At 47.8% G+C, this 25,029-nt stretch carries 21 protein-coding genes and 2 pseudogenes; 22 read left to right on the forward strand and 1 reads right to left on the reverse strand.

All coding sequences use genetic code 11. The features are described 5' to 3' along the window. Positions 1–126 precede the first annotated feature (126 nt). Together G470_RS0102835 and G470_RS0102840 are read left to right on the forward strand one after the other, a co-directional pair. On the forward strand, positions 127–1,020 hold the full coding sequence (locus G470_RS0102835) for a DUF7916 family protein (RefSeq protein WP_028273509.1): 894 nt from the start codon (positions 127–129) through the stop codon (positions 1,018–1,020). A gap of 106 nt (positions 1,021–1,126) precedes the next feature. Continuing rightward, positions 1,127–1,777, forward strand: a complete 651-nt coding sequence (locus tag G470_RS0102840) for a CBS domain-containing protein (RefSeq protein ID WP_028273510.1) — start codon at positions 1,127–1,129, stop codon at positions 1,775–1,777. Between the two features lie 240 nt (positions 1,778–2,017). Here G470_RS0102840 and G470_RS0102845 read toward each other — a convergent pair whose 3' ends face one another. Beyond that, positions 2,018–2,989, reverse strand: coding sequence for a Gfo/Idh/MocA family protein (locus G470_RS0102845; RefSeq protein ID WP_028273511.1), 972 nt, complete (start codon positions 2,987–2,989; stop codon positions 2,018–2,020). A 134-nt stretch (positions 2,990–3,123) separates the two neighbouring features. Here G470_RS0102845 and G470_RS0102850 point away from each other — a divergent pair, with 134 nt between their 5' ends. The 20 genes and pseudogenes from G470_RS0102850 to G470_RS0102950 all read left to right on the forward strand — a co-directional run. After that, positions 3,124–3,654: a hypothetical protein gene (locus G470_RS0102850; RefSeq protein WP_028273512.1), complete on the forward strand. Its 531-nt coding sequence runs from the start codon at positions 3,124–3,126 to the stop codon at positions 3,652–3,654. Positions 3,655–3,746: 92 nt separating this feature from the next. Beyond that, positions 3,747–3,885: pseudogene (locus G470_RS14835) on the forward strand (DUF421 domain-containing protein); the annotation flags it as partial. Between the two features lie 60 nt (positions 3,886–3,945). Beyond that, positions 3,946–4,383, forward strand: a complete 438-nt coding sequence (locus G470_RS12520; protein WP_420806581.1) for a DUF421 domain-containing protein — start codon at positions 3,946–3,948, stop codon at positions 4,381–4,383. Between the two features lie 181 nt (positions 4,384–4,564). Next, entirely contained in the window at positions 4,565–5,188 is a 624-nt protein-coding gene (locus tag G470_RS0102860) for a glycoside hydrolase family 73 protein (RefSeq protein ID WP_051258387.1), read from the forward strand. A 38-nt stretch (positions 5,189–5,226) separates the two neighbouring features. After that, positions 5,227–7,287 (forward strand): penicillin-binding protein PBP4(5), encoded by a 2,061-nt coding sequence (gene pbp4, locus G470_RS12525; protein ID WP_051258385.1) that lies wholly within the window; start codon positions 5,227–5,229, stop codon positions 7,285–7,287. A 138-nt stretch (positions 7,288–7,425) separates the two neighbouring features. Beyond that, complete coding sequence (locus G470_RS0102870; protein WP_028273514.1) at positions 7,426–8,778, forward strand: hemolysin family protein; 1,353 nt, start codon at positions 7,426–7,428, stop codon at positions 8,776–8,778. A gap of 191 nt (positions 8,779–8,969) precedes the next feature. Further along, complete coding sequence (locus tag G470_RS0102875) at positions 8,970–9,545, forward strand: DUF2179 domain-containing protein (protein ID WP_028273515.1); 576 nt, start codon at positions 8,970–8,972, stop codon at positions 9,543–9,545. A gap of 16 nt (positions 9,546–9,561) precedes the next feature. Further along, complete coding sequence (locus G470_RS0102880; protein ID WP_028273516.1) at positions 9,562–10,683, forward strand: ATP-grasp domain-containing protein; 1,122 nt, start codon at positions 9,562–9,564, stop codon at positions 10,681–10,683. A gap of 46 nt (positions 10,684–10,729) precedes the next feature. Next, positions 10,730–11,230, forward strand: coding sequence for a DMT family transporter (locus G470_RS12530; RefSeq protein WP_051258386.1), 501 nt, complete (start codon positions 10,730–10,732; stop codon positions 11,228–11,230). 100 nt (positions 11,231–11,330) lie between these two features. Beyond that, positions 11,331–11,972, forward strand: coding sequence for a GntR family transcriptional regulator (locus tag G470_RS0102890; RefSeq protein WP_035444958.1), 642 nt, complete (start codon positions 11,331–11,333; stop codon positions 11,970–11,972). A 254-nt stretch (positions 11,973–12,226) separates the two neighbouring features. After that, positions 12,227–14,449 (forward strand): DNA helicase PcrA, encoded by a 2,223-nt coding sequence (pcrA, locus tag G470_RS0102900; RefSeq protein ID WP_028273518.1) that lies wholly within the window; start codon positions 12,227–12,229, stop codon positions 14,447–14,449. A gap of 78 nt (positions 14,450–14,527) precedes the next feature. Further along, positions 14,528–16,561 carry an NAD-dependent DNA ligase LigA gene (gene ligA / locus G470_RS0102905; RefSeq protein ID WP_035444945.1) on the forward strand — a complete coding sequence of 678 codons (2,034 nt, stop codon included), beginning with the start codon at positions 14,528–14,530 and terminating at the stop codon, positions 16,559–16,561. Beyond that, entirely contained in the window at positions 16,561–17,706 is a 1,146-nt protein-coding gene (locus G470_RS0102910) for a CamS family sex pheromone protein (protein WP_028273520.1), read from the forward strand. Before ligA ends, G470_RS0102910 begins: the two co-directional genes overlap by 1 nt. 99 nt (positions 17,707–17,805) lie before the next feature. Continuing rightward, positions 17,806–18,117 carry an Asp-tRNA(Asn)/Glu-tRNA(Gln) amidotransferase subunit GatC gene (gene gatC / locus G470_RS0102915; RefSeq protein WP_028273521.1) on the forward strand — a complete coding sequence of 104 codons (312 nt, stop codon included), beginning with the start codon at positions 17,806–17,808 and terminating at the stop codon, positions 18,115–18,117. Next, complete coding sequence (gatA, locus tag G470_RS0102920; RefSeq protein ID WP_205617875.1) at positions 18,114–19,589, forward strand: Asp-tRNA(Asn)/Glu-tRNA(Gln) amidotransferase subunit GatA; 1,476 nt, start codon at positions 18,114–18,116, stop codon at positions 19,587–19,589. The genes gatC and gatA overlap by 4 nt, the downstream gene beginning before the upstream one ends. Further along, entirely contained in the window at positions 19,586–21,016 is a 1,431-nt protein-coding gene (gene gatB, locus G470_RS0102925; protein ID WP_028273523.1) for an Asp-tRNA(Asn)/Glu-tRNA(Gln) amidotransferase subunit GatB, read from the forward strand. The genes gatA and gatB overlap by 4 nt, the downstream gene beginning before the upstream one ends. A gap of 252 nt (positions 21,017–21,268) precedes the next feature. Continuing rightward, positions 21,269–22,300: a diacylglycerol kinase gene (locus tag G470_RS0102930; protein WP_028273524.1), complete on the forward strand. Its 1,032-nt coding sequence runs from the start codon at positions 21,269–21,271 to the stop codon at positions 22,298–22,300. Positions 22,301–22,637: 337 nt separating this feature from the next. Further along, entirely contained in the window at positions 22,638–24,020 is a 1,383-nt protein-coding gene (gene rlmD, locus G470_RS0102940; RefSeq protein WP_156907917.1) for a 23S rRNA (uracil(1939)-C(5))-methyltransferase RlmD, read from the forward strand. 47 nt (positions 24,021–24,067) lie between these two features. Then, a complete protein-coding gene (locus tag G470_RS12535) occupies positions 24,068–24,790 on the forward strand; it encodes an alpha/beta fold hydrolase (RefSeq protein WP_205617873.1) in 723 nt (240 codons plus the stop codon). Positions 24,791–24,806: 16 nt separating this feature from the next. Continuing rightward, positions 24,807–25,029, forward strand: a pseudogene (locus G470_RS0102950) (IS30 family transposase); the annotation flags it as partial.

Genomic DNA, 25,029 nt, shown 5'->3' on the forward strand with positions numbered 1-25,029 from the left:
AGAGGCCTGGAGAAATCCCGGTCTCTTTTTTTGTGCAAGGAAGTTTTTGAATGTGTTGAACAAACGCGGTGTTTTCAGTAAAATGAAATTGTTAGCGGTTTCTAACATGGAAAGGGAGAGATGGCAATGGTCAAACGATTGTTGAATTGTTTTGCAAGTGATTTTGAACAAATGACTGCGGAAGAATTGAAAGCCTCCATCGCAGCCAGTGAAGGAAGAACCGTTCTGTCTGAAAATGTCTGCGGCGGCACCGTGGCCGGAGACGTCACCAACAGTGAAGTCGCCCGCGCATTCGGAGCGGATTTGATTTTGTTGAACGGGTTGGATGTGTACCAGCCGTTCATCGCGGGACTGCCCGAAACAGAAGAACCCATCAAAACATTGAAAAAAATGGTTGGAAGACCCGTGGGGGTAAACTTGGAGCCGGTCGATACCGATGCGGAGATGGCAGAAGACGTATTGGAAATCGCGGAAGGACGCAAATGCACAGAAGATACCTTGAAAAAGGCGAATGAACTGGGATTTGATTTCATCTGCTTGACCGGGAATCCGGGAACAGGCGTCACCAACAAAGAAATCCAAACCGCGGTGGGATTGGCCAAGCAGCACTTCAACGGGTTGATCATCGCCGGGAAGATGCACGGCGCAGGGGTAAAAGAACCGGTGGTGGATTTGGAAGCCATCGAAGTGTTCCTCAATCAAGGGGCGGACATCATCCTGCTGCCGGCAGCAGGAACGGTTCCGGGACTTTCGCAAAGAGAAGTCGCTGAGGCCGTCAAGCTGATCAAACAACACGGCGCTCTTTCACTTTCCGCCATTGGGACGAGTCAAGAGAGTGCAGACCCTGCGACCATCCGGGACATCGCTTTGATGAACAAGATGGCCGGAGTGGACATTCAACATATCGGAGACGCCGGCTACGGCGGTGTGGCTCCTTATACAAACATTTTGGAATTATCTCGTGCCATCCGGGGCGACCGGCACACCATCCATATGATTGCCGGCTCCAATTGGAGATGAAAAACATAGGCCTTTTTCTGCCTATTTGCACGGTACATGATATACTTAAGATGAATAAAGAGTCTGGTGGACTCACTGATGCGGAGTTATATTAGGAGGGGTTTTTGTGGACGTAGAACAATATATGACAGCAGATGTGATTACGGTGACGGAAGACACGTTGGTTGTGGATGCACTCAATCTTATGGAGCAGCATGATTTCCATCGCCTGCCGGTTGTGCGTGACGGGAAACTTGTAGGCCTGCTCACAGAGCGGGTTGTATTGGATCATTCATCCAATCTGGCTACAGGAAGAGACATTCACGAAATCAACTACTTGTTGACCAAGACCCGGGTATCCCAAATCATGAAGAAGAACGTTCCCACCATTAAGAAGAACGTGTTGCTGGAAGAAGCCGCACGCATCATGCGTGACGACAACTTGCACGTGCTCCCGGTCGTGGACGATGAAAACCATGTGGTGGGGATCATCACTTACAAGGATATTTTCAAAGCGTTCATTGATATGACAGGATACAATGATCCGGGAAGCCGTCTCGTGCTGGAAATCCCGGAAGACCATCCAGGCATCTTGGAAGACATCACAAACATTTTGGCGGAAGCCAACATCAGCATCACCCACATCTTTGTCAACCGCAAAGGACAATTCTCAGAGATCACGCTGCAAGTAGACAAAGAGTCCGTGGAAGAAGTAGCCGAGCTGCTACGCTACCAAGGGTACACGGTGTTGAGAGCACAGACCAATCCAAATCAATAAGAAGAGAACCGCAGAAGAATCCGGTCAGCTGGATTCCTTTGCGGTTCTTCTTGTTCTAAGGACGCATCAAGCGAATAAATCCGTGAACCGGCGGAGTAAGTGCCTCGAGACGGCCTCTCGAGTGAAATAAAACCGAACGGTCGGAAATAAGTGCCTTGAAACAGCTCCTCAAGAGAAATAATTGCATCGAAAAGGAAAAAACAGCTGCCCGGAGAAGTCCCTCTCCGGTGCAGCTGTTTTTTACTCGTCCAAACTCAAATCCATTCCCCATTCTTTTGAAAGAGTATCCATGATTTGCGTCACATCTTTCGTCAAATGGAAGAAGGTCTCGTCTTTGCCGGTTAAAATGGTGCGGGTAAAGGCTTGGATTTCATAATTCAGCCCCTCGCTGGTGCTGCCTTCTGAAATGGTTTCGGTGGAACCGTCCGGACGGGTGAGAATGGCCTGAGACGCCCGCGGGTAATCATTCACCGTGATGTATCCTTCTTCCCCTACAATCAAGCCCATCTTCGGCATCTTACTGCGGAACGCCATCGAAACCGTTCCAATCTCATCGTCTTTGTTTTTCAAAAGTACGCTGGACTGTTCATCGACGCCGGTAGGGTACAGGTTCGCAACCGTCTTGATGTTGTGCGGTTGGCTGCTCAAAAAGTATCGGACAAAAGACAAAGCATAGACACCGACATCCAACAGTGCACCACCGCCCAGCTCTTTGCTGAAGAAACGGTTGGATGGATCGGGATCTTTGAGGCTGCCAAACAAGGCATGCACCATCTTCACTTTCCCCAGAGTGCCGTCTTCAATCAACTGCTTCAACTTTTTGTACAGCGGCATATGGTAAATCGTCATCGCTTCCGCCAACAACACGTTGTTCTCCTCCGCCAGAGCGACGGCCTCGTCCAACTCTTTCTGGTTGACGAACATGGCTTTTTCACAGAAGACGTGTTTGCCGGCTTCCAAGGCACGTTTAATTACGGATATGTGGTGAGTGTTGGGAGTGGCGATGTACACCGCGTCCACATCCGGATCGTGGATCAGCGCGCCATAATTTCCGTATGCTTTCGGGATATTGTATTTCTTGGTAAACTCTTGCGCTTTTTGCAGAGAGCGGGAAGCGGCAGCAATCAGTTCTGCGTTTTCCGCTTCAAAAACGGACGCGAACGAGTTTGCGATACTGCCCAATCCGATGATACCCCATCTGACTTTTTCCATATTGTTTTCGCCTCTTTTCTTGAATTCGTTGCACTTTCATTGTAGCAAAAAACATAAAAAAAAGCATTTTGCTTTCTCTGATACACGTAGTGGGTGTAAGATAAAGGTGAAAAAACAAAGGGAGGGAAGACACCATGAATGATGCGCTGGTCCAACTTGTTGTTCATGCCGTTAAAGAACAGTACATTTCAGAAAAATCTTTTTACGCCACTCAACTTGGAATCACCCCGCAAAGTTGGGATCGTTGGAAAAAAGGGGAACAAGGGCTTAAACCCCATAATTGGCTGAAATTGATGACGTTGTTTTCAGATTATGAAGCAATGATGGTGATGAAAGTCAGCCGAAACGCGGAAATCATTCAAGATGTCCAATTGAATCCTGTGGCGGAATTCATGAACATGAAATTGCATGTTGCGCGGAAATGGATCAACAGCGGCTTGGCTCAAGTGGAAATGTTCCAGGAGAAAGAGCAGGAGGACGGGGAGCCGAGAAGAATCCCGGCCACCATCCTGCGTGTGGAATTAAGTTACGATTTTTGGAGCTACAAAGACCGCATCGACTTTCGTTTTCCAGGCGTCAAAAGAAAAGAGTTGGATATGGAAAAACAAGAGCTGCTGGAATGGCTGGAAGAAGAAGTTCAGTCCAACATGGCGACACATAATTAAATCATTCACCAAAGAAGCCGCGAGCAGCGGTTTCTTTCTATGTAAGTACAAAACTGGAGGAATGCATGATGTATATGAGTATTGCGTTGAAAATGATTGTAGGAGCTGTCGGCTTGTTGTTCATTGTGCGGCTGATTGGGAAAAAGGCCATCTCGGAGCTCACACCGTTTGATTTATGTGTTGGTTCTCAGCGGCCTGTTGGAAGGGTCTATCTTCCATGAACCGGTGACCGTTTTTCACTTGTTGTTTGCGTTGGTCTTATGGGCAGTGATTGTATACGGCATTGAAGTGGTGTTGAAAAAGACCCAGAAAGTCACTAAAGTGGTTCAAGGCGAACCGGCTGTGTTGATCAGTGAGGGCAAGGTGAATATGGAAGAATTGGACAAAAACCACATTGATTTGGAGCAGCTGCGGGCGCTTTTGCGAAAGCACGGCTGTTACTCACTGAAGGATGCTTATTACGCCATCTTGGAGATTGATGGCGGGTTGAGCGTCATCACCAAATCAGAAAAACAAGTGCCGTCCGTGTTGTTGGTGGATGAAGGACGCATCGACTTTGACACATTGAGTTCGTTGGATAAAAACGAAGCGTGGTTGCGGAGTGAATTGGAAAAACTTGGCTACTGGGACGTCGAAAACATTGTGTACTGCGAATGGAAACCCGGAGAAGAATTGCATGTCTTCACCTATGACGACACCACAACGAGTGAGCAGAAATTGGATGGCTGAGTCGGCTGTTGCCGCAACGGGTTTTATTGCTGGTCTTCTCGTTTTTGAAGGAAGTGTATGGTAAAATTGGATGAAACAAATGGTCGGCGTTTTGTTGTGCGGAGTGCTGTGCTGGTGTGCAGGAAATCCAGAGAAGCACTTGGTGTACATTCTTTATTTTTTGGGAGAAAGGAGTCGTCTCGTGCCTCTAACATACAAAAAGAAGCTGTTCGCGTCCCGGCGTTGGAATGGATGGTTGAGCCGGTTGGTGGGCGGCGTGTTTCTATCATTGATGGTGTTTTTTTCAGCCCTGATTTTTTTGGGCGAGCGTACCGAGAGGATGGTGCCTATGATGCGGAACGAACAAGCTTTTATTGAACAAATTTCAGGATATGCGCAGACCCTTCACAAAGAGTATGGCGTCCTGCCAAGCATCAGCATCTCTCAAGCCATTGTGGAATCCAATTGGGGAAAAAGTGGCTTGGCCCAAACCAATCACAACCTCTACGGCATCAAAGGCGAGTCAGGACAATCGCTGTTTGCCACAAAAGAATTTTATGACAATGAGTGGGTGGAAATCGATGCTTCCTTCCGAAGCTACAACAGTTGGGAAGAATCCATGGAAGACCACGCGAAACTTTTGGCGCATGGGCCGGCTTGGAATGCCCAACATTATGCAGAAGTGATCGCAGCGGATAATTATGCCGAAGCCGCGCGTGCATTGCAGCGTGCAGGCTATGCGACCGACCCGGATTATGCGGAAAAACTGATCCGAGTGATTGAACAATACCGCTTGTACGAATATGACTTATCAGTTGAAAGATAAAAACAATATTGTGCTGTCTTATTGGAGCAGCCAATCAGATGGAGGATACGCGTGTGCAAAACAACGGACCACGTTCTACAAACTGGAAAGACAATAAAAAATGGTTGAAAATCGGTCTCCCGGTGGCGGCCGTCGCTCTGATCGGTGCCGGCGCCATCGGCTACACATACTGGAATGAGCAACAACGGAATGAACAGGCCAACGACACAGGACACAGTTTTGTGGACGCGTTGGAAAATCAAGAATACAGCCAGCTTTCCGCTCTTGTTTCTCCGGAGTCATTGGAAACAATCGACTACACCGCAGAAGAAGTAGTTGAACGATATGAAACGATTTACGGAGGAATCGGCGCAGCGGACATCACGGTAGAAAATGTGAAAGTGATGGAGGACGAAGAGAGCGAACAATTTTCATTGACTTATGAGTTACATATGACCACTTCGTTGGGAGAACTTGAGCCACAGGCGTATGAAGCAGTTCTCCAAGAAACCGAAGAAGGCTTCCGTGTGGACTGGTCCCCCGAATTGATCTTCCCGGAAATGGAACCCGGTGACACTGTGCGGATCCGCATGGAATCCGGGGAAAGAGGGGACATCCTTGACCGCAACGGAGAGATACTGGCTGGAGAAGGATTGGCATGGCAGGCCGGGTTGTACCCGGCAGCTCTCGGAGAAGGAGAAGAACGCGAAGACAATCTTCAAACCGTTGCGGAGGCATTCGAAACCACGACGGAAAGGCTGGAAAGTTTGTTGTCGGCTGGATGGGTCACCGAAGAGAGCTTTGTGCCGTTCGCGATTGTGGAAGAAGGGGAGACCGAAGAAGTTCCGGGCGTTCTCTATCAGCAAACCACGGCCCGCACGTATCCGCTCGGGGAAGCGGCTGCCCAGTTGATTGGGTATGTCGGAGAAGTTTCTGCGGAAAACATTGAAGCCGACCCGACGCTTCAACCTGGAGACATTATCGGGAAATCTGGATTGGAAGCCACCTTTGACGAGCGGCTGCGCGGCGGAAAAGGCGGTCAAATCAGCATTGAAACAAGCGAAGGAGACGTGAAAAAGGTGCTCCAAGAAGCACCGGTGGAAAATGGGGAAGACATCACCCTCACCATCGATGCCTCCTTGCAGCAAACGTATTTCAACGGCTTCGACGGTCAAAGCGGGGCGGCGGTAGTGACGGAACCGGCGACCGGAGAATTATTGGTTCTGGCTAGTTCGCCGTCGTATAATCCCACTCAAATGACACGCGGCATCAGCCAGGAAGACTACCAGGCGTATGCGGAAGACGAAAACACCCCGTTTCTACCGCGCTATACGGCTCGGTTCGCACCGGCTTCGACGTTCAAAGTGCTCACGGCGGCCATCGGATTGGAGAGCGGCGCAACCACATTGGATGAGAGCCATCCAATTACCGGTTTGACATGGCAGAAAGATGCTTCATGGGGAAACTATAAAGTCACGAGAGTCAGCCCGGTTCCGACAGAGGTGACATTGGAAGACGCCTTGGTGTATTCCGACAACATCTTTTTTGCCCAGGAAGCCTTGGAAATGGGGCCGGAAACCTTTATGGAAGGACTGCAAAAATTCCCGTTCGGGGAAACGTTTGACCTACCGATCAGCATGAATCCGGCCCAAATCACGAACAGCGGCGAATTTGATTCTGAAATGCTGCTGGCGGATACGGCTTTTGGACAAGGCGAACTCTTGATGAGCCCGCTCCACCAGGCAATCTTTTACAGTCCGTTCGCCAATGGAGGAGACTTGGTCCTGCCGAAACTGGAACTGCAGGCAGAACCTGCTGGAACGTCCCAGCCGATTGAACCGGAAACAGCCGAAACAGTGAAAGAGATGTTGATACAAGTGGTGGAAAGCCCGAACGGCACCGCCCACGCACTGAATGACTTGCCGCAGATGTTAGCGGCCAAAACCGGGACCGCTGAGGCGCAGGAAACGGAAGACGGCACGAAAAACAACGGATCGTTTCTCGTCTTTGACCCGCAAGGAAACAGCTTCCTCTCATTGGTGATGATGGAAGACCGCGGCGGAAGCGAAGTGGTGGAGGCATTCCGTCCGGTCTTGGAACAGACATTGGGACAAGAATAAAAAAACAGGCGTTAGACAAATGGAAGCGTATATGGTAACATGATTTCCCTAATATTGTGAAACCAAACTAAATATGATATAGTTTCAATAAAAATTAAGAAAAAACTCACATGAATAATCAAAGGAGAAGATAAATAGATGAACGCAGACCCCGGGAGTACGTCGCCCTTAACAGGGCAAATTATTCTCATTGTACTACTAACATTTGTGAATGCTTTTTTTGCAGCAGCCGAGATGGCATTTGTTTCATTGAACCAGACGAAAATGAAGGAAGAATCCTTGCAGGGAAACCATAGAGCCACCAAGGTATTGGACTTACTTGGAGACGCGGACAATTTCCTGTCCACCATCCAAGTGGCCATCACATTGGCTGGATTCTTGAACAGTGCTTCCGCAGCCACAACGATTGCGGACCGGCTGACGCCTGTGCTAGGGAATTTTCCAGGTGCCAGTTCGCTGGCAGTCGTTATCGTCACCATCATTATCTCGTATATCACACTCGTGTTTGGCGAACTCTTTCCAAAAGCTGTTGCGTTACAGATGCCAGAAAAAGTTGCCAAAGGAACTGCTGGCACCATCAAAGTAGTTCAAACAATTGCCAAACCCTTTGTCTGGCTTTTGTCCGGATCAACCAACATTCTCAAACGCATCGTTCCGATCGACTTCTCACAAAGAGAAGAGACGATGACACGTGATGAGTTCCGTTCGTACTTAGAGCGCAGCCGTCAGCAGGAAGTCATCGATATTGAGGAATTTTCTATGCTGAAAGGTGTCTTGTCCTTGGACAATAAAATCGCCCGTGAAGTCATGGTTCCAAGAACCGATACGTTCATGTTGGACTATGACGACGGCAACGATGTCAACATCATAAAATTGCTGGATATCCAGTATTCAAGGGTGCCGATTTACCAAGAAGATAAAGACAACATCATTGGGATTGTACACGTGAAGAACGTGTTGAAAGCGGCAAAAGAAAAACCATTGGATGAGATTGACATCAAAGAAGTCATGAATGATCCGGTGTTTGTGCCAGAAACGATGTATATTGACGATTTGTTGTATGAAATGAGACGCACGCGCACACAAATGGCTGTTGTAAACGATGAATACGGCGGCGTAGTCGGGATTGTCACATTGGAAGACTTGCTGGAAGAAATCGTCGGGGAAATTGACGACGAATATGATGAAATCAGCCGCTTGATTGAACAGTTGGGTGAGAACCGCTACCGTGTGGAAGGCTCTACTCCAATCCATGATTTCAATGATTTCTTCGGAACAGAGATTCATTCAGAAGATGTGGACACCATCGCGGGATATTTCATCACCGAATATGGAACGATTCCAACGGAAGACGAAGATGCATTTATTCAAGTGGAAAACCACTTGATGCAGGTCGAATCTGTTGAAGGGACACGTATTTTGAGCCTGATTGTGGAAGTGAAACCTGAAGAGGAAGAAACGGATCTATCTGACTCAGAAACCGGCAGATAACACCAACGTTTATAAAAAGCAACAACGACAAACGGGATGGCTGAGACAGTAGTTTAGTGTCTCGGCCTTCCCCTTTAAACTAAGGAAGAGGAGTCACTGCAGGCAAGTGCATCGTAACTGAATAGTCATAGGCTTCCATTAACAACCGATACTATAAGAATCATTCGCACACCAAAAAGGAGTTGCTGTCTGTGCAAGTAGACTGGCTGATGTTATTTACTATTTTTTCAATCAACGTTGTATACGTCACGCTCAACACCATTCGTATGATGCTCACCATGAAAGGCTATCAACTTGTCGCACCGTTTCTGGCCATGATTGAAATCACCATTTATGTTGTAGGATTGGGACTGGTGTTGGACCGTTTGGATAACATTTGGAATATTGTGGCTTACGCACTTGGATTTGGAGTGGGAATTTTTGCCGGGATGAAGATGGAAGACAAACTGGCGTTGGGCTATATCCTTGTGACAGCCATCGTTCCTGCAACCAGTATGGAAAAGAATGTTCCGAAAGAGCTGCGGGCACGTGGGTACGGCGTCACAGCCAGCCCGGCGAACGGCCGGGAAGGCGGCCGCGAAGTATTGGAAATCTTGACACCGCGCAAGAATGAACGGCAGCTGTATGAGGAAATCCGTCAAATTGAACCAAAAGCGTTTGTGATTTCCTATGAACCGAAATATATCAGCGGCGGTTTCTGGACCAAGCAGGTCAGAAAAAGGCGCAAACGAATCAAGCAAATGGAACAAATGAATGAAAATGTCTAAAAAGTGAGGGGACGTCATGTCTGAATGGATTACACCTGGAAAAACAATCGGCATCATTGGCGGTGGGAAGATTGCCCGTCAGATGGCGGTTGCAGCCAGAAAATTGGGATACCACATAGCGATTCTCGATCCACGGCAAGACTGTCCGGCTGCAGAGCTGGCAGAATGGATGATTCAAGCAGAATATTTGGATGAAAAAGCGGTTATGGAGCTTGCCTTTAAATGTGATGCAGTTGTATACGAATCTGAGGAGGCTTATGCCGATGTCATTGAACGGGTTCAACGGACAGTGGTGGTTCCTCAAGGAGAACAACTGCTGTCTGTGGCTCAAGACCGGACGCTCCAAAAAGCGTACTTGGAATCTTTGAGCATCAACATTGCGCCCTTTGCGACGATTGTGACAAAAGAGGATATCAAAGAAGCCATCTCCGGCATCGGTTTTCCATGTGTATTGAAACCGAACCAAGCCGACGACAAAACTATCCGGCCCCTCGTCTTACAAGACGAGAGTGACATTGAGAAAAGTGATGCGCTTTTGAAAAGAGGAACGTGTGTCTTGGAAGCCTGGATTCCTTTTGAGCGGGAACTGTGTGCCGTAGGGGCAAAAGACATCAACGGCAAAGTCATTCAGTTGGCCCTTTCAGAAACGGTATACAAAAGAAGCAGATTGTATCAGTCTTTCACACCGGCCCGCATTCAACCAGAAGTTGCAGAGGAAGTTGAACGGATTGTGACCACATTTGCAGAACAAACACTTTTCCAAGGCGTATTTTCGGTGGAGCTGTTCGTCACATCAACGGGTACATTGTACGTCAATGGAATCCTCCCTTCACCTCATCCTTCAGCGGATTATACTGAAAGTACGCTGAACCTTTCCCAATACGAAGCCCATATCCGTGCTGTCTGCGGATGGCCGTTGCCTGACACCAAAGCCAACACCCAAACAGTGATGATGCCGTTCTATTCAGAACATTTCTCTAAAATCAATAAACAAATTCAACTGAAACCCGAGTGGAAGTTTGCCTTCCATGGGCACAACCAACCGGATGAACCTGCAGGGTACGTGACAATCCCCACGGAAAATTTGCCCTCCACATTGGATGTCTTATCTGATATTAATTTATGGGATGAACGATAACCCGCCCAAGATAGATTACATCGTTGGATGAAAGAAGGGAATGTGTATGCGGAAAGCAGAAACAAAAGCAATTGTCGCGATGGTGATTTTCGGATCAATCGGATTGTTCGTCCGTTGGATTCCCTTGTCTTCCAGCGAAATTGCTTTTTATCGGGCGGTTTTGGGCAGCTTGTTTTTGCTTATCACCGGCTTGCTTCAACAAACGACTGTTTCAGCCTCAGATCTCAAACGCAATTTCCGCCCGTTGCTTTTTACGGGAGTAGCCTTGGGGCTGAATTGGGTGTTTTTGTTCGAAGCCTACAAACACACCACTATGGCAAACGCCACAATCAGTTATTATATGGCTCCGGTGCTGGTGATGTTTGTGGCCCCGATAATCTTGCAAGAGAAACGGACAGTGCGGAAAACAGTGTGTGCGGGAGTGGCATTGCTTGGTCTGATGATCATGATGCAGAGTGCCGCGCAACCCTCTGTCGGAACCGGTACCTTAACGGGCTTGCTTTCATGTAGAGTAACGAAACTGGTACGTATGTATTCAAATCAATAATTTAATTGAGTTGTTGTCAATTTCTTGGAGGTTAATATCACTGCATAATGGTATTACGGAGGAGGCAGTGAAATTTATGTCAGAAAAGGGGGAGCGATACATGAAACCGAAAAAGTCGGAAGAAACGGCGTATCAGTATATTAAAGGAAAGATTGTCACTCAAGAATGGCTTCCGGATGCTCATATCCGTGAACAAGATGTCGCCAATGCATTGGAAATCAGTCGAACACCGGTACGCAAAGCTTTCCTGCGACTGGAAGAAGAAGGCTTCGTGGTGAAAGAACCGCATCGGGGAATCCGCGTGAGACGTCCCGACTTGTCTCAAAAAGCTTTCCAAGATTTGACGGAGTTTTTGGAGCTGATGATCAATCATTATCTTCACAAGCTGCAAGTGGAAGAAAAAGCGTTGGAAATGGACGAGTTAAAAGAGTCATTGGAGCGCATGGAACAGGAAGCGCAAGGCAAACATGAACATTTTTTAGAAGGAGAGTTCAACTATTGGGATGCCTTGCTTCAAGAAGAAAAAAATACATACAGCAAAAGCATGATTGTGGGAACGATTCGATTTGTCAATACTCAAAAAGGCTATATCGAAAAGATTTTGTCTGAAAGCCGAGAAGACAAAGTTGCCCACCTCAAGAAATTGACTGACTACATAGAAGAACAAAATTACCCTTACGCACGCCGGGAAATTCGGATTTTATTAAACCAATTGGTATTGAACGTCATTCAAGGAGCGTAAGACGCCTGTTTGCATGGACACAACAAAACTCGCTGAAAAATGGAGCACCGGTGCTGAGGCGCCGGTGCTCCATTTGCGATTTCGGAGACCGGAGGATGCAGGGAAAACCAGTTGTTTCTTGAAGTTGATACGTCCAACCGCATGGAAAGTGACAGAGTTTTGTTCGTTTGGAAGAAGTCTGATTCTGATGTGGAAAGAGACACCGTTTTTCGGTATAATGAAGCAATGTGAGATAGGCGGAAAGGATGAAAAAAGTGGTACTGCGAAACGATATTGTAAATGGAATGAACCCGAAACAAAAAGAAGCCGTCACCCACACAGAAGGTCCGCTGCTTATCATGGCAGGTGCCGGAAGTGGGAAGACGCGCGTCTTGACGCATCGGATTGCATATCTGATAGAAGAAAAAGGGGTCAACCCATGGAACATTTTGGCCATCACATTCACCAACAAAGCGGCGAATGAGATGAAAAGCCGGGTGACGAACTTGGTGGAAAATGGCGGCCAAGATGTATGGGTATCGACCTTCCACTCGATGTGTGTACGCATCCTCCGCCGGGACATTGACCAGATCGGATACAACCGTTCGTTCACAATCAGTGATCCTGGTGAACAGCAAACATTGATGAAACGCATTTTGAAAAAATTGAATATTGATCCAAAAAAATACAACCCTCGGGCTATTTTAGGAGAAATCAGCAACGCCAAAAACGAATTGATGGACGAAAAAGAGTACGAAAGCCAAGCGGGTTCGTACTTCCAAAAGATTGTGTCTCAGTGCTACAATGAATACCAACGAGAACTGCGCCGCAGCGAAAGTGTCGACTTTGATGACTTGATTATGCTGACGGTGCGCTTGTTTGAGGAACACCCGGAAACATTGAACTACTACCAAACAAAATTTCAGTATATCCACGTGGACGAGTACCAAGATACCAACCATGCTCAGTACAAACTGGTGACCCTTTTGGCACAGCGCTTGCGCAACTTGTGTGTGGTGGGAGACGCCGACCAAAGCATTTACGGTTGGCGCGGAGCAGACATGGAGAATATCTTGAATTTCGAAAAAGATTACCCGGATGCTGAAACCATATTCTTGGAACAAAACTACCGGTCCACCAAGACCATCTTAAAAGCGGCGAACAACGTGGTGAGAAACAACTCGAAACGCAAAGAAAAGAGATTGTGGACCGACAACGACGAAGGAGAACCCATTTCCTATTACCGCGCACAATCCGAGCATGACGAAGCACGGTATGTCGTGGCGAAACTCAAAGAGATGATGCAACGGGAACCAAGCTTGACGTACGGCGATTTTGCGGTATTGTACCGTACCAACGCCCAATCGCGGGTGATGGAGGAAACGCTCGTCAAATCGAACATTCCTTACCGGATGGTCGGCGGACACAAGTTCTACGACCGCAAAGAAATCAAAGACGTCTTGGCGTACTTGACGTTGATTGTCAATCCGGCAGACAACTTGAGTTTCAACCGGATCGTCAACACGCCAAAAAGAGGCATCGGCCCGGGGACACTTGAGAAGTTGAGCCGGGCGGCAGATGAGATGGACTGGTCGTTGTATGAAGCGGCATTGAACGTCAACATCATCAATATCTCCGGGAAAGCCGCGCGGTCCTTGGAAGAATTTGCGATGATGATTCGCGATTTACGCCACATGGCCGACTACTTGCCGGTGAACGAATTGACAGAAGAAATGCTCGAACGGTCGGGGTACTTGGACGCCTTGAAAAAAGAACGCACACTCGAAGCGGAAACGCGCTTGGAAAACATTGAAGAGTTCCTGTCCGTCACCGTTCAATTCGAAAAAGAAGAACAAGAAGACCAAAGTTTGTTGGCCTTCTTGACAGATTTGGCCCTCATTTCTGATTTGGATTCGGTGGAAGAAGAGCCGACCAGTGAAATGACGCTGATGACGCTGCATGCTGCCAAAGGACTGGAATTCCCTGTGGTATTCCTTATCGGGATGGAAGAAGGCATGTTTCCGTTGTCGCGTGCATTGATGGAAGAAGAGGAACTGGAAGAAGAGCGGCGCCTGGCATATGTGGGGATCACCCGTTCAGAACGCAAACTGTTCATCACCAATGCGTATTCCCGGACGTTGTATGGCCGTCTGCAAGCCAATCAGCCGTCACGGTTCATCGAGGAAATGACAGATGATGTGTTGGAGTATGAAGACAGTCAGTCTGCGCGCAACTTGCCGTTCCGTCATTATGCAAACAAGAAAGAAAAATCCCAAACGCAACGAGCGATCAGCACGCCGTATACACCAACCGGCGCAAGCGGGGCGGAGAATGAAGAGTGGAAAGCCGGCGACAAAGTGTCCCACAAAAAATGGGGAATCGGCACAGTCGTCAAAGTTGCAGGCAAAGCGCAGGATATGCAGCTGGACATTGCCTTTCCTGGCGTCGGCATCAAACGCCTATTGGCTGCATTCGCACCCATTGAAAAAGCGGAATAACGAAAGAAAGAGAGAAAACGGGACACACCACCGTTTTCTTGTATCCATTCAATAGCCAGATTGGAAAGGAGTTTTTTTATGAGCGTTGAACTGAGCTTCGATGAGGCAAAGCAGAGAGTGTCAGAGTTGAGAGAGTTGTTGGACCGGTACAGCCATGAATACTACGTGCTGGACCAACCGACAATCCCGGATTCCGAATACGACCAATTGTACCGTGAATTGGTCGAGCTGGAAGAAGCCTATCCCGAATTGGTCAGCGCCGATTCGCCTACACAGCGGGTCGGCGGTACAATTTTGGAAGGCTTTGAAAAAGTCACACACGAAACACCGATGCTGAGCCTTGACAATGCATTCAATCAAGAAGAGTTGTACGCATTTGATCAACGAATCAAACGATTGACGGACGCTCCTTTCCGGTATACATGTGAACTGAAAATCGACGGACTGGCCATGTCCCTTCGTTATGAAGATGGGCGATTGGTCCAAGCAGCTACACGCGGAGACGGGCAGACGGGAGAAAACGTGACAAACAATGTCCGTACCATCAAACCGATTCCGCTGCGTCTCAAAGAACCGTTGACCGTGGAAGTTCGGGGCGAAGTGTACATGCCCAAAGAGTCTTTCCTGGCGTTGAATGCGGAAAGGGAAGAAGAGGGCTTGGCAGTCTTTGCGAATCCGCGGAATGCGGCAGCCGGGACACTGAGAAACTTGGATCCGGCGGTCACAGCCAAACGGAACTTGAATTTCTACTTGTACACATTGATGCAGGCAGGAAACTACGGGGTCTCCAGTCAAAGTGAAGCATTGGAAACGATGAACGAGTGGGGACTGCGGGTGAACCCGGACCGACGGACATTCGACAACATTGAAGACGTCTGGGCGTTCATAGAAGAATATCAAGAAAAACGGGACAGCCTGCCGTACGAAATTGACGGCATTGTCATCAAAGTGGATGAATTTGCGGTCCAAGAAGAAGTCGGATACACGGTCCGTGCGCCTCGCTGGGCCATCGCGTACAAGTTTCCGGCAGAAGAAGGTCGTACGATTGTCCGGGACATTGAGTGGTCGGTGGGGAGAACCGGTGTGGTGACACCGACGGCCATCATGGATCCGGTTCAGCTTGCCGGAACTACGGTCCAGCGCGCCACGTTGCACAACGAAGATTTGTTGCGCCAAAAAGATGTGCGCCTGTTGGATACCGTCATCGTGCGCAAAGCGGGAGACATCATCCCGGAAGTGGTGCGGGTCGATTTCGATGCCCGCTCCGAAGACAGCGAGCCTTATCCGATTCCGGAAAACTGCCCGGCGTGCGGCAGCGAATTGGTCCACTTGGAAGAAGAAGTGGCCCTGCGGTGCATGAACCCGCAGTGTCCGGCACAAGCGGTGGAACGAGTGATTCACTTCGTTTCACGCAATGCGATGAACATCGACGGCTTGGGCGAAAAAATCATCCAACAATTGTATGAAAAAGGCTTCGTATCCAATGCAGCAGACTTGTATGCCTTGACTTACGACCAGATGATTCAATTGGATAAGATTGCGGACAAATCAGCCCGCAATCTTTTGGGTGCGATTGACGCCAGCCGCACCAATTCCTTGGAAAGGCTGCTGTTTGGCCTCGGGATCCGTCATGTCGGAGCCAAAGCCGCCCGCTTGTTGGCGGAACGCTTTGAAACGATGGACCAATTAAAAGCGGCCACCCAAGAAGAGATTCAATCCATCGAAGGCATCGGGGAGATTATCGCAGAAAGCGTCATTGCGTTTTTCGATTTGCCTGAAGCTCAAGAATTGATTGACCGTTTGGCATCTCAAGGCGTGAACATGTCCTATACGGGACCCAAACGCAGTCAGGCCGAACAGATGGATTCCATCTTTAATGGAAAAACAGTGGTTTTGACAGGAAAACTCGAATCCTTCACCCGTCCGGCGTTGAAAGAATTGATTGAACAGCGCGGCGGGAAAGTGACCGGCAGTGTATCGAAAAAAACCGATTTGGTCATTGCCGGGGAAGAAGCAGGCAGCAAATTGACAAAAGCACAGGAACTCAATGTCACAGTTTGGAACGAAGACGAATTAACGAACAGCCTTAACAGAGAGGAAACAATCGAGTAATGAAAAAAAGATGGTTGCTTCTATTGCTGATGGGGTCTACGTTTCTGGCCGCTGCTTGCGGGATAAGCCCGGGAGAAGAGGCGGCTCAGGGAAACGCCGCGCAAAATGAAGAAACAAACAGTGCAGACGGAGAACAACAAGATATTGTCGAAAGCCAAGTCAACGACGAGTACTATCGTCCGGTCATCACAGAAGGCGCGTATCAGCCAAGCCAATCGCGCGGGATCACGTTGCGATTGAATTCCAATGTGAATTTGGAATCTTTTGAAACAGGATTGATGCGCTTGTCGCAAAAGTACTTCCCTACAGAAGATCATTTCTTCCAAGAAGGGCAGTTCCTGCCTTCCGGTACAGTCACGCACTGGCTTCAACGGGAGAGCGAGAATTACCCGGAAGGATTGAACCCTGAAGACAACGGCAAAGTGGAAGAAGATGAACGGAATCCGATTTACCTGCAGACATTGTTGGAACAGGACTACTACGTTCAGACAGATGAAGGATTGGAATTGGCCGGCATCAGCATCGGACTCGGAATGAATAAAATTGATTATTACCGGAAAGAGCAATTCGGATCAATTTCTGAATCGGAAATTTCCAGAAAAGAGTTGTTGGAACAAGGCCAGCGGATGGCAGATGAAATTGTTTCCAGGATGCGCAGCATGGAAGAAATTCCAGATGTGCCGATTGTGGTTGGAATTTTTGAGCAGTCCCCCAGCGACGACTTAGCCGGCGGGGTGTACATCGCTGAAAGCAGCGCACCATCCGGGGCTGATTCAGTGAACGGGTGGACCCAGCTGAATCATCGAAAAGCTGTCTTCCCGCTTGCCGGAACAGAATCCAATGAAGGGAACAGTTTCGCCAACTTCAAATCAGAAGTGGAAAGCTTCTTCCCGAACTTAAGCGGCGTGGTGGGCATCGCATCGTATGTCGATGACCAGTTGATCGATATGAGCATCAACATCACCACCCAGTTTTATGGCGAAGGGGAAATGATTGCCTTTACCCAGTTCGTCAATGATGCGGCAGAAACTTATCTGCCTATGAACATTCCGATTGAAATCACCATTGATTCCATCGATGGGGTGGAAGCCTTCTTGTTCCGGGAGACCGGATCCAATGAATTCAGAGGACACATATTTAACTAAAAACGGAACGAGAAGCTAGATACAACTAAAAGCGGAACGAGCCCGCATGACCCCGAATCGATTGAAGCGGGGCATTAACAGAAAAGGAGTCGGTAGTCGATGAGTACGGGAATTACGGAAGAACAAGTAAGAGAAATCGCCAGACTGGCGAAGTTGGAATTTGAAGACAAAGAGCTGCCTGTATTTGCAGATGAACTCGAAAACATTGTGGAGATGGTGGAGAAACTGGAACAGGTCAACACCAAAAACGTTCCAGGTACGTACCACGGCATTGTATTGGACAGTGTCATGCGGGAAGATAAAGCAGAAGAAGGCACAGACCGTGACGAATTGTTCTCAAACGTGAAAGAAACGGAAGAAGGCTTTATTAAAGTACCAGCAATGATAGACAACGGGGAGGCAGGAGCATAATGAGTCTATTGGATCATACATTAGAAGAACTGCATCAGATGTTGGTGAACAAAGAAACCACTTCTGAGCAAATCATGGAAGAAGTGTTCCGCCGTATTGAAGAAACCGACGAACAAGTCGGCGCCTTTTTGACGGTCACAAAAGAAGAAGCAATGGAAAAAGCCCGTCAAATGGATAAAGAAGGCATTGACGAAAACAATGTCTTGTCCGGTCTTCCAATCGGGATTAAAGACAACATTGTCACCAAAGGCGTCCTGACAACGGCTGCCAGCAAAATGTTGGAAGATTTCGTGCCAATTTACAATGCGACCGTTATGGACAAATTGGAAGCAGCCGGGATGATTTCGGTTGGAAAATTGAACATGGATGAATTTGCCATGGGAGGAAGTACCGAGAACTCCGCTTTCAAAATCACACGCAACCCGTGGGACTTGAACAAAGTTCCAGGAGGTTCTTCAGGCGGTTCCGCTGCAGCCGTTGCTGCCGGACAAGTGCCTGTTTCTTTGGGAACCGACACAGGAGGCTCCATCCGCCAGCCAGCAGCATATACCGGTTTGGTAGGAATGAAGCCTACATACGGTCGTGTATCCCGCTATGGCTTGATTGCGTTTGGATCCAGTTTGGACCAAATCGGGCCCATCACCCGCACCGTTAAAGACAACGCATTGGTATTGAATGCCATCAGCGGAGAAGACGAAAAAGATTCCACTACTCATCCAGGGGAAGCACCCGACTTTACAGAAGGCATCGGTGAGAGTGTCAAAGGCCTGCGCATCGGATTCCCGAAAGAATACGTGAATGAAGACGTGATTGACCCAGGTATCGTCAAGGCCGTACGCGCAGCCATTGCTAAATACCGTGAAATGGGTGCAATTGTCGAACAAGTGAGCCTGCCGCATTCCGACTACGCGATTGCGTCTTACTATATCTTGGCGTCCGCGGAAGCTGCCAGCAACTTGCAGCGTTTTGACGGCATCCGTTACGGTTACCGTGCAGAAGATGCCAAAACACTGGAAGAATTGTATGTCAAAACCCGTTCGGAAGGATTCGGGGATGAGGTCAAGCGTCGAATCATGCTTGGAACGTACTCTTTGAGTTCAGGATTCATCGACGAACACTTTGTCAAAGCGGCCCAAGTTCGTACCTTGATCCGTCAAGACTTCGAAAAAGTATTCGAAAACTACGACATGATTTTAGCGCCGGTTACCACCACTACAGCGTTCAACATCGGTGGAAGAATCGAAGACCCTCTAGCGATGTACTTGGCTGACTTGATGACGGTATCGGTCAACTTGGCGGGTGTACCAGCATTATCGGTTCCTTGTGGCTTCTCGAACGGCTTGCCTGTAGGAATGCAGTTAATCGGCAAACATTTCGATGAAAAGACACTTTACCGTGCAGCGTACGCTTTTGAACAAGCAACCGATCACCACAAACAAAAAGCAGACTTGAATGGAGGGGAAGCAAAATGAACTTTGAGACAGTCATCGGATTAGAAGTCCACGTCGAATTAAAAACCGACTCCAAAATGTTTTCCCCGGCACCTGCCCATTACGGAGCAGAACCGAACACGAACACAAACGTCATTGACTGGGGATACCCGGGCGTTTTGCCTGTAGTGAACAAACGCGCAGTGGAGTTCGGCATGCGCGCGGCATTGGCTTTGAACTGTGAAATCACACAAGAGACAAAATTTGACCGTAAAAACTATTTCTACCCGGATAACCCGAAAGCATACCAAATCTCCCAATTTGACCGCCCGCTTGGAACCAACGGATGGATTGATATCGAAGTGGACGGCAAAACGAAGAGAATCCGTATCGAACGGGTTCACTTGGAAGAAGACGCCGGGAAAAACATCCATGGAACAGACGGGTACTCTTACGTCGACTTGAACCGTCAAGGCACGCCGTTGATTGAGATCGTTTCGGAAGCCGACATGAGCTCGCCGGAAGAAGCCTACGCTTATTTGGACGCGTTGCGCCAAGTCATCCTCTTCACCGGTGTATCCGATGTGAAGATGGAAGAAGGGTCCATGCGCTGTGATGCGAACATCTCTCTTCGTCCATTTGGGCAAGAGGAGTTTGGAACAAAAACTGAGTTGAAAAACTTGAACTCGTTGAACTATGTCCGTAAAGGCCTGCAGCATGAACAAATTCGTCAAGAAAAAGTGTTGATGGCAGGAGGCCGCATCGAACAAGAAACCCGCCGGTACGATGAATCCACCGGTGAAACCATCTTGATGCGTACAAAAGAAGGATCCAGTGATTACCGTTACTTCCCAGAACCGGACATCCCACCCCTCGTCATCAGTGATGAATGGCTGGAAAACGTCCGTCAATCCATTCCAGAAATGCCGAAAGAACGACGTGCCCGTTACGTCAAAGAGCTCGGTATTCCTGAGTACGATGCGGAAGTCCTGACACTGACCAAGACCATGTCTGATTTCTTTGAAGCGACCGTCCAAAACGGAGCAGACGCCAAACAAGCTTCCAACTGGTTGATGGGTGAGGTTTCGGCCTACTTGAACAGTGAAAAAGTCGAGTTGGAAGACACTCAGTTGACGCCGGAAAACTTGGCAGCGATGATCAACTTGATCGAAGACGGCACCATCAGTTCGAAAATCGCGAAGAAACTATTCCGTGAACTGATTCAAAACGGCGGCGACGCTAAAAAAGTCGTGGAAGAAAAAGGATGGGTACAGTTGAGCGATCCAGCCAAACTCTTGCCGCTGATCACGGAAGTGTTGGACAACAACCAACAGTCCATCGAAGACTTCAGAAACGGAAAAGATCGCGCCATCGGCTTCCTCGTGGGTCAAATCATGAAACAAACCCGCGGCCAAGCCAACCCAGGCGTGGTCAACAAACTGTTGATGGAAGAAATCAAAAAACGTTAAAAAAGAAAAGCAAAGCAAGCCCGCTTTGACCCCAACGAAAAATAGGAAATCATGCCCTGAATGAGCATCCTGCGCAATGGGCTGATTTATCTTTTTTCGGGTGGGGTCAGGGATTGTGTGCTAGACATCTTTTAAGGTGCAAGTACATTGTGATACTGAGTAAGGGAAGGTTGCCGGGATGCCAATTCGTTTGCGCCCGGCTTTCTCTTTTGATTATTTATTGTGAAACTGTGGTTTTAGGAGGCATTGATTATGAACAAGCGTGCTCGTATCATTTACAATCCAGTTTCTGGAAGAGAAATGATCAAACGCCAGATTCCAGATATTTTACAAGTTTATGAAGAAGCTGGCTACGAAACCAGTACTTTCAGCACCACCCCCACGCCATTTTCTGCCCAAAAAGAAGCGGAGAGGGCGGCCAAAGCCGGCTTCGATTTGATTGTGGCTGCCGGAGGAGACGGCACCATCAACGAAGTGGTCAACGGCATCGCCGGATTGGAAAAACGCCCCCAAATGGCCATCCTGCCAGCGGGAACGACCAACGATTATGCGCGCGCACTCCATATTCCGCGCAACGATTTGGTGGAAGCGGCCAAGGTCATCCACCGCAATCAATTTGCCAAAATGGACATCGGGAAACTGCGTACGGGAGAAGAGGAACGGTTCTTCGTCAACATCGGGGCAGCCGGTTATTTGACCGAATTGACCTACGAAGTCCCGGCCCAGCAGAAAGCCATTTTTGGAAACCTGGCTTATTTCGTCAAAGGAGCGGAGATGCTTCCGAGAATCCGTCCAGTTTCTGTCCGGATTGAATACGACACCGGGATTTACGAAGGCAAAGCGTCCATGTTCTTTGTGGCACTCACCAATTCAGTGGGAGGATTCGAAAAAATTGCGCCGGACAAGATGCCGGGCGATGGCAAGTTTACCTTGATTATCGTAAAACCAACCAACTTTGCCGAACTGCTGCGGCTGATTACCTTGTTGATGAACAATGGAAAGCACGTCAACAGTCCAAATATCATTTACACCAAAACCAGCGCCATCAAAGCGCAGACGATGGACGGTTCGAAAATGATGATCAACATCGACGGCGAATACGGAGGCGATGCGCCTGCGGAATTCATCAATCTCCAACAGCACATCGACATGATAGCCAACACAGATAATATGGCAGCCAATATCGATCCGCGCGATGACGATGCGGAAGAACGCGAAGAAGCGTTTATCCGTCAGGTGGAAGAGCTGGAAAAAAATCAGCAAAATACAAACAACGAAGAATAAGACGAAAAAGAAGACACGAACCTTTAGAGGACGGTCTTCTTTTTTTGAGGGAAGAAACGTGGGAATGGCGGCAACTCGAGGTGGGAAAATAATTGAGTTAAGGCCAAAATGTTTATTGAGGTCAACTCGGGATAGGAATGTCCTTGAGTTGGCGTCAAAAAGCTGAATGGAGGCAACTCAAAAGAAAAAAGCCATTCAGTTGCCAACAAAACGCAAATTGATTCCAACTGAGACTGAAAAAAGCAACGAGTTGCCATCAAAACCGCTGAGAATTTGGTCTCACCGCACAGGATGGGGTACAATAAACAGAGAAACCAAATAGAATTGAGGAATGCAGATGTCTGCGAAACAAAAACGCACTTATCCAGTAAATAAAAATGAAGTCTATACCGCGGAAGTGGAGGACTTGACGCACGAAGGACTGGGTGTAGCCAAAGTCAACAACTACCCATTGTTCATCGAAGGAGCGCTTCCCGGAGAAACCATTGAATTCAAAGTCATCAAAACCGGAAAGTCTTTCGGATTTGGTCGCTTGTTGGAAGTCAAAGAAACGAGCCCGCACCGAGTGAAAATTACTGACAAAGCCTACACCCATACTGGAACGATGCCGCTTCAGCATATGACGTATGAAGCGCAGCTGGCCTTCAAACAAAACCAGGTGAAAAATGTCCTTCAGCGCATTGCCAAACTTCCGGATGTGCCGGTGTTTGACACGATCGGGATGGATCACCCATACGGTTACCGAAACAAAGCTCAGGTGCCGGTCCAAGAAGTAGATGGCAAACTCACGACCGGTTTTTTCCGTAAACGAAGCCATGACCTTGTCCCGCTTGAAGACTTTTTGATTCAAGACCCGAAAATCGACGAAGCGATTGTCGTTGTGCGCGACATTTTGCGCCGCCACCATATCCCAGCATACAACGAAATCGAACACACCGGACTGATCCGCCATATTGTGGTCCGGCGCGGGTATTACACCGGAGAATTGATGATTGTCCTAGTCACACGGAAAGAAGGGATTCCAGGAAAAGACGCCATTGTGGAGGAAATCAAAGAGGCTTTGCCGGAAACGGTAAGTATCGTTCAAAACATCAATTCGAAACGCACCAACGTCATCCTCGGTAGACAATCCGTCGTGCTGTATGGGGAAGACAAATACCGTGACCAGCTGTTGGGATTCACGTTTGAAATTTCCCATCAATCGTTCTACCAGATCAATCCCACACAAACGGAGAAACTCTACCAAACGGCCTTGGACTATGCGGAGTTGACCGGCGAAGAGACCGTCATCGACGCGTACTGTGGTATTGGAACGATTACGCTTGCCTTGGCACAAAAAGCCAAACACGTCCACGGAATTGAAATCGTGGCGCCGGCTATTGACAATGCCAAACGGAATGCCGAACTCAATCAAGTGAACAACGTATCGTTTGAGGTCGGTGCAGCAGAAGACATCATGGTTCAATGGGCGAAAGACGGCAAAACAGCCGATGTCCTGGTTGTGGACCCGCCGCGCAAAGGGTTGGATAGCCAGTTCATCGATGCCGTATTGATGATGCAGCCGAAACGGATGGTCTATGTCAGCTGCAATCCATCCACCTTGGCCCGCGACCTGGCCTTGCTGTCAGAAGGGGGCTACACCGTCCACAAAGCCCAACCCGTCGACATGTTTCCTCAAACCACGCATGTGGAGAGTGTAGTATTGATGTCACGAGCGTAAACGAAGTGTATTAATAATTATATTGTAATTAGATAGTAGGTGAAATTATGATTACTAAAAAAATTAAATCTAAGCGAGATGGACTGGAGCTCGAACTTGCTATTATAGAGCCAAGCTCTAATCCTATTGGAATTGTTCAGTTAGTTCATGGAATGTCAGAACATAAAGAAAGATACTACGATTTTATGAATTACTTAGCTCAAAACGGTTATGTCTGTGCGATTCATGACCATAGAGGTCACGGAGCTAGCGTTAAAGACTCATCTCACTTAGGATATTTTTATACAGAGGACAGCTCTGTTATTGTTGACGATGCTTATCAAGTGACAGAATACTTAAAAGAAAGATATCCTTCGTTAAGTATTTCAATATTTAGTCATAGCATGGGCACTCTTGTTTCTAGAAATTATTTAAAGAAATACGATTACGAGCTTGATAAAATAGTTTTATGTGGGCCACCAACTGAGAATAAATTAGCGGGATTTGCAGTATTTTTAGCAAAAATAAGCAGTGTTTTTTATGGCAAATATAAGCCCAATAAATTTTTAAATTCTTTATCAGTCGGTCAATATAGCAAGGGATATGAAAGCCAGCTAGATTGGATTTGCGCTAATCCAGACACAGTCAAGGAATATGATGCAGATCCGCTTTGTGGTTTTATATTTACTACAAATGCATTTATCAATCTTTTTAAATTCGTGGATTGTATAATTAAGCGAGACAGAAAAAAGACATGTTATGATACACTCAAATTAACCTACCAAAGCTAAGGAGAGTGCACCATACATGTCGTACACCCATCTTACCAAAACAGAACTCATATTCATAGAAGAATACTTTGCCATTAATCTCAGTGGTCGCGAGATTGCTAAAAAGCTTAAGCGAGGTCATGAAGCAGTCTACAGAGTAATCAGGAAGTTGAAAACGGGTAAAACAGCGATCGATATTTATCTAGAATACAAAGAAAACAAACAAAAATGTGGACGTAAACCTATTCAACTTCCTCAAG

Origin of the sequence: Atopococcus tabaci DSM 17538 (assembly GCF_000429585.1) — a bacterium.
In the GTDB taxonomy this organism is placed as follows: Bacteria; Bacillota; Bacilli; order Lactobacillales; family Carnobacteriaceae_A; genus Atopococcus; species Atopococcus tabaci.

What these genes read in the sequence shown, in the direction of transcription:
- G470_RS0102835 (WP_028273509.1), top strand. Translation starts at nt 127, where the DNA reads ATGGTCAAACGATTGTTGAATTGTTTTGCAAGTGATTTTGAACAAATG.
- G470_RS0102845 (WP_028273511.1), bottom strand. Translation starts at nt 2,989, where the DNA reads ATGGAAAAAGTCAGATGGGGTATCATCGGATTGGGCAGTATCGCAAAC.
- G470_RS0102850 (WP_028273512.1), top strand. Translation starts at nt 3,124, where the DNA reads ATGAATGATGCGCTGGTCCAACTTGTTGTTCATGCCGTTAAAGAACAG.
- pbp4 (WP_051258385.1), top strand. Translation starts at nt 5,227, where the DNA reads ATGGAGGATACGCGTGTGCAAAACAACGGACCACGTTCTACAAACTGG.
- G470_RS0102870 (WP_028273514.1), top strand. Translation starts at nt 7,426, where the DNA reads ATGAACGCAGACCCCGGGAGTACGTCGCCCTTAACAGGGCAAATTATT.
- G470_RS0102880 (WP_028273516.1), top strand. Translation starts at nt 9,562, where the DNA reads ATGTCTGAATGGATTACACCTGGAAAAACAATCGGCATCATTGGCGGT.
- G470_RS12530 (WP_051258386.1), top strand. Translation starts at nt 10,730, where the DNA reads ATGCGGAAAGCAGAAACAAAAGCAATTGTCGCGATGGTGATTTTCGGA.
- G470_RS0102890 (WP_035444958.1), top strand. Translation starts at nt 11,331, where the DNA reads ATGAAACCGAAAAAGTCGGAAGAAACGGCGTATCAGTATATTAAAGGA.
- ligA (WP_035444945.1), top strand. Translation starts at nt 14,528, where the DNA reads ATGAGCGTTGAACTGAGCTTCGATGAGGCAAAGCAGAGAGTGTCAGAG.
- G470_RS0102910 (WP_028273520.1), top strand. Translation starts at nt 16,561, where the DNA reads ATGAAAAAAAGATGGTTGCTTCTATTGCTGATGGGGTCTACGTTTCTG.
- gatC (WP_028273521.1), top strand. Translation starts at nt 17,806, where the DNA reads ATGAGTACGGGAATTACGGAAGAACAAGTAAGAGAAATCGCCAGACTG.
- gatB (WP_028273523.1), top strand. Translation starts at nt 19,586, where the DNA reads ATGAACTTTGAGACAGTCATCGGATTAGAAGTCCACGTCGAATTAAAA.
- G470_RS0102930 (WP_028273524.1), top strand. Translation starts at nt 21,269, where the DNA reads ATGAACAAGCGTGCTCGTATCATTTACAATCCAGTTTCTGGAAGAGAA.
- rlmD (WP_156907917.1), top strand. Translation starts at nt 22,638, where the DNA reads ATGTCTGCGAAACAAAAACGCACTTATCCAGTAAATAAAAATGAAGTC.
- G470_RS12535 (WP_205617873.1), top strand. Translation starts at nt 24,068, where the DNA reads ATGATTACTAAAAAAATTAAATCTAAGCGAGATGGACTGGAGCTCGAA.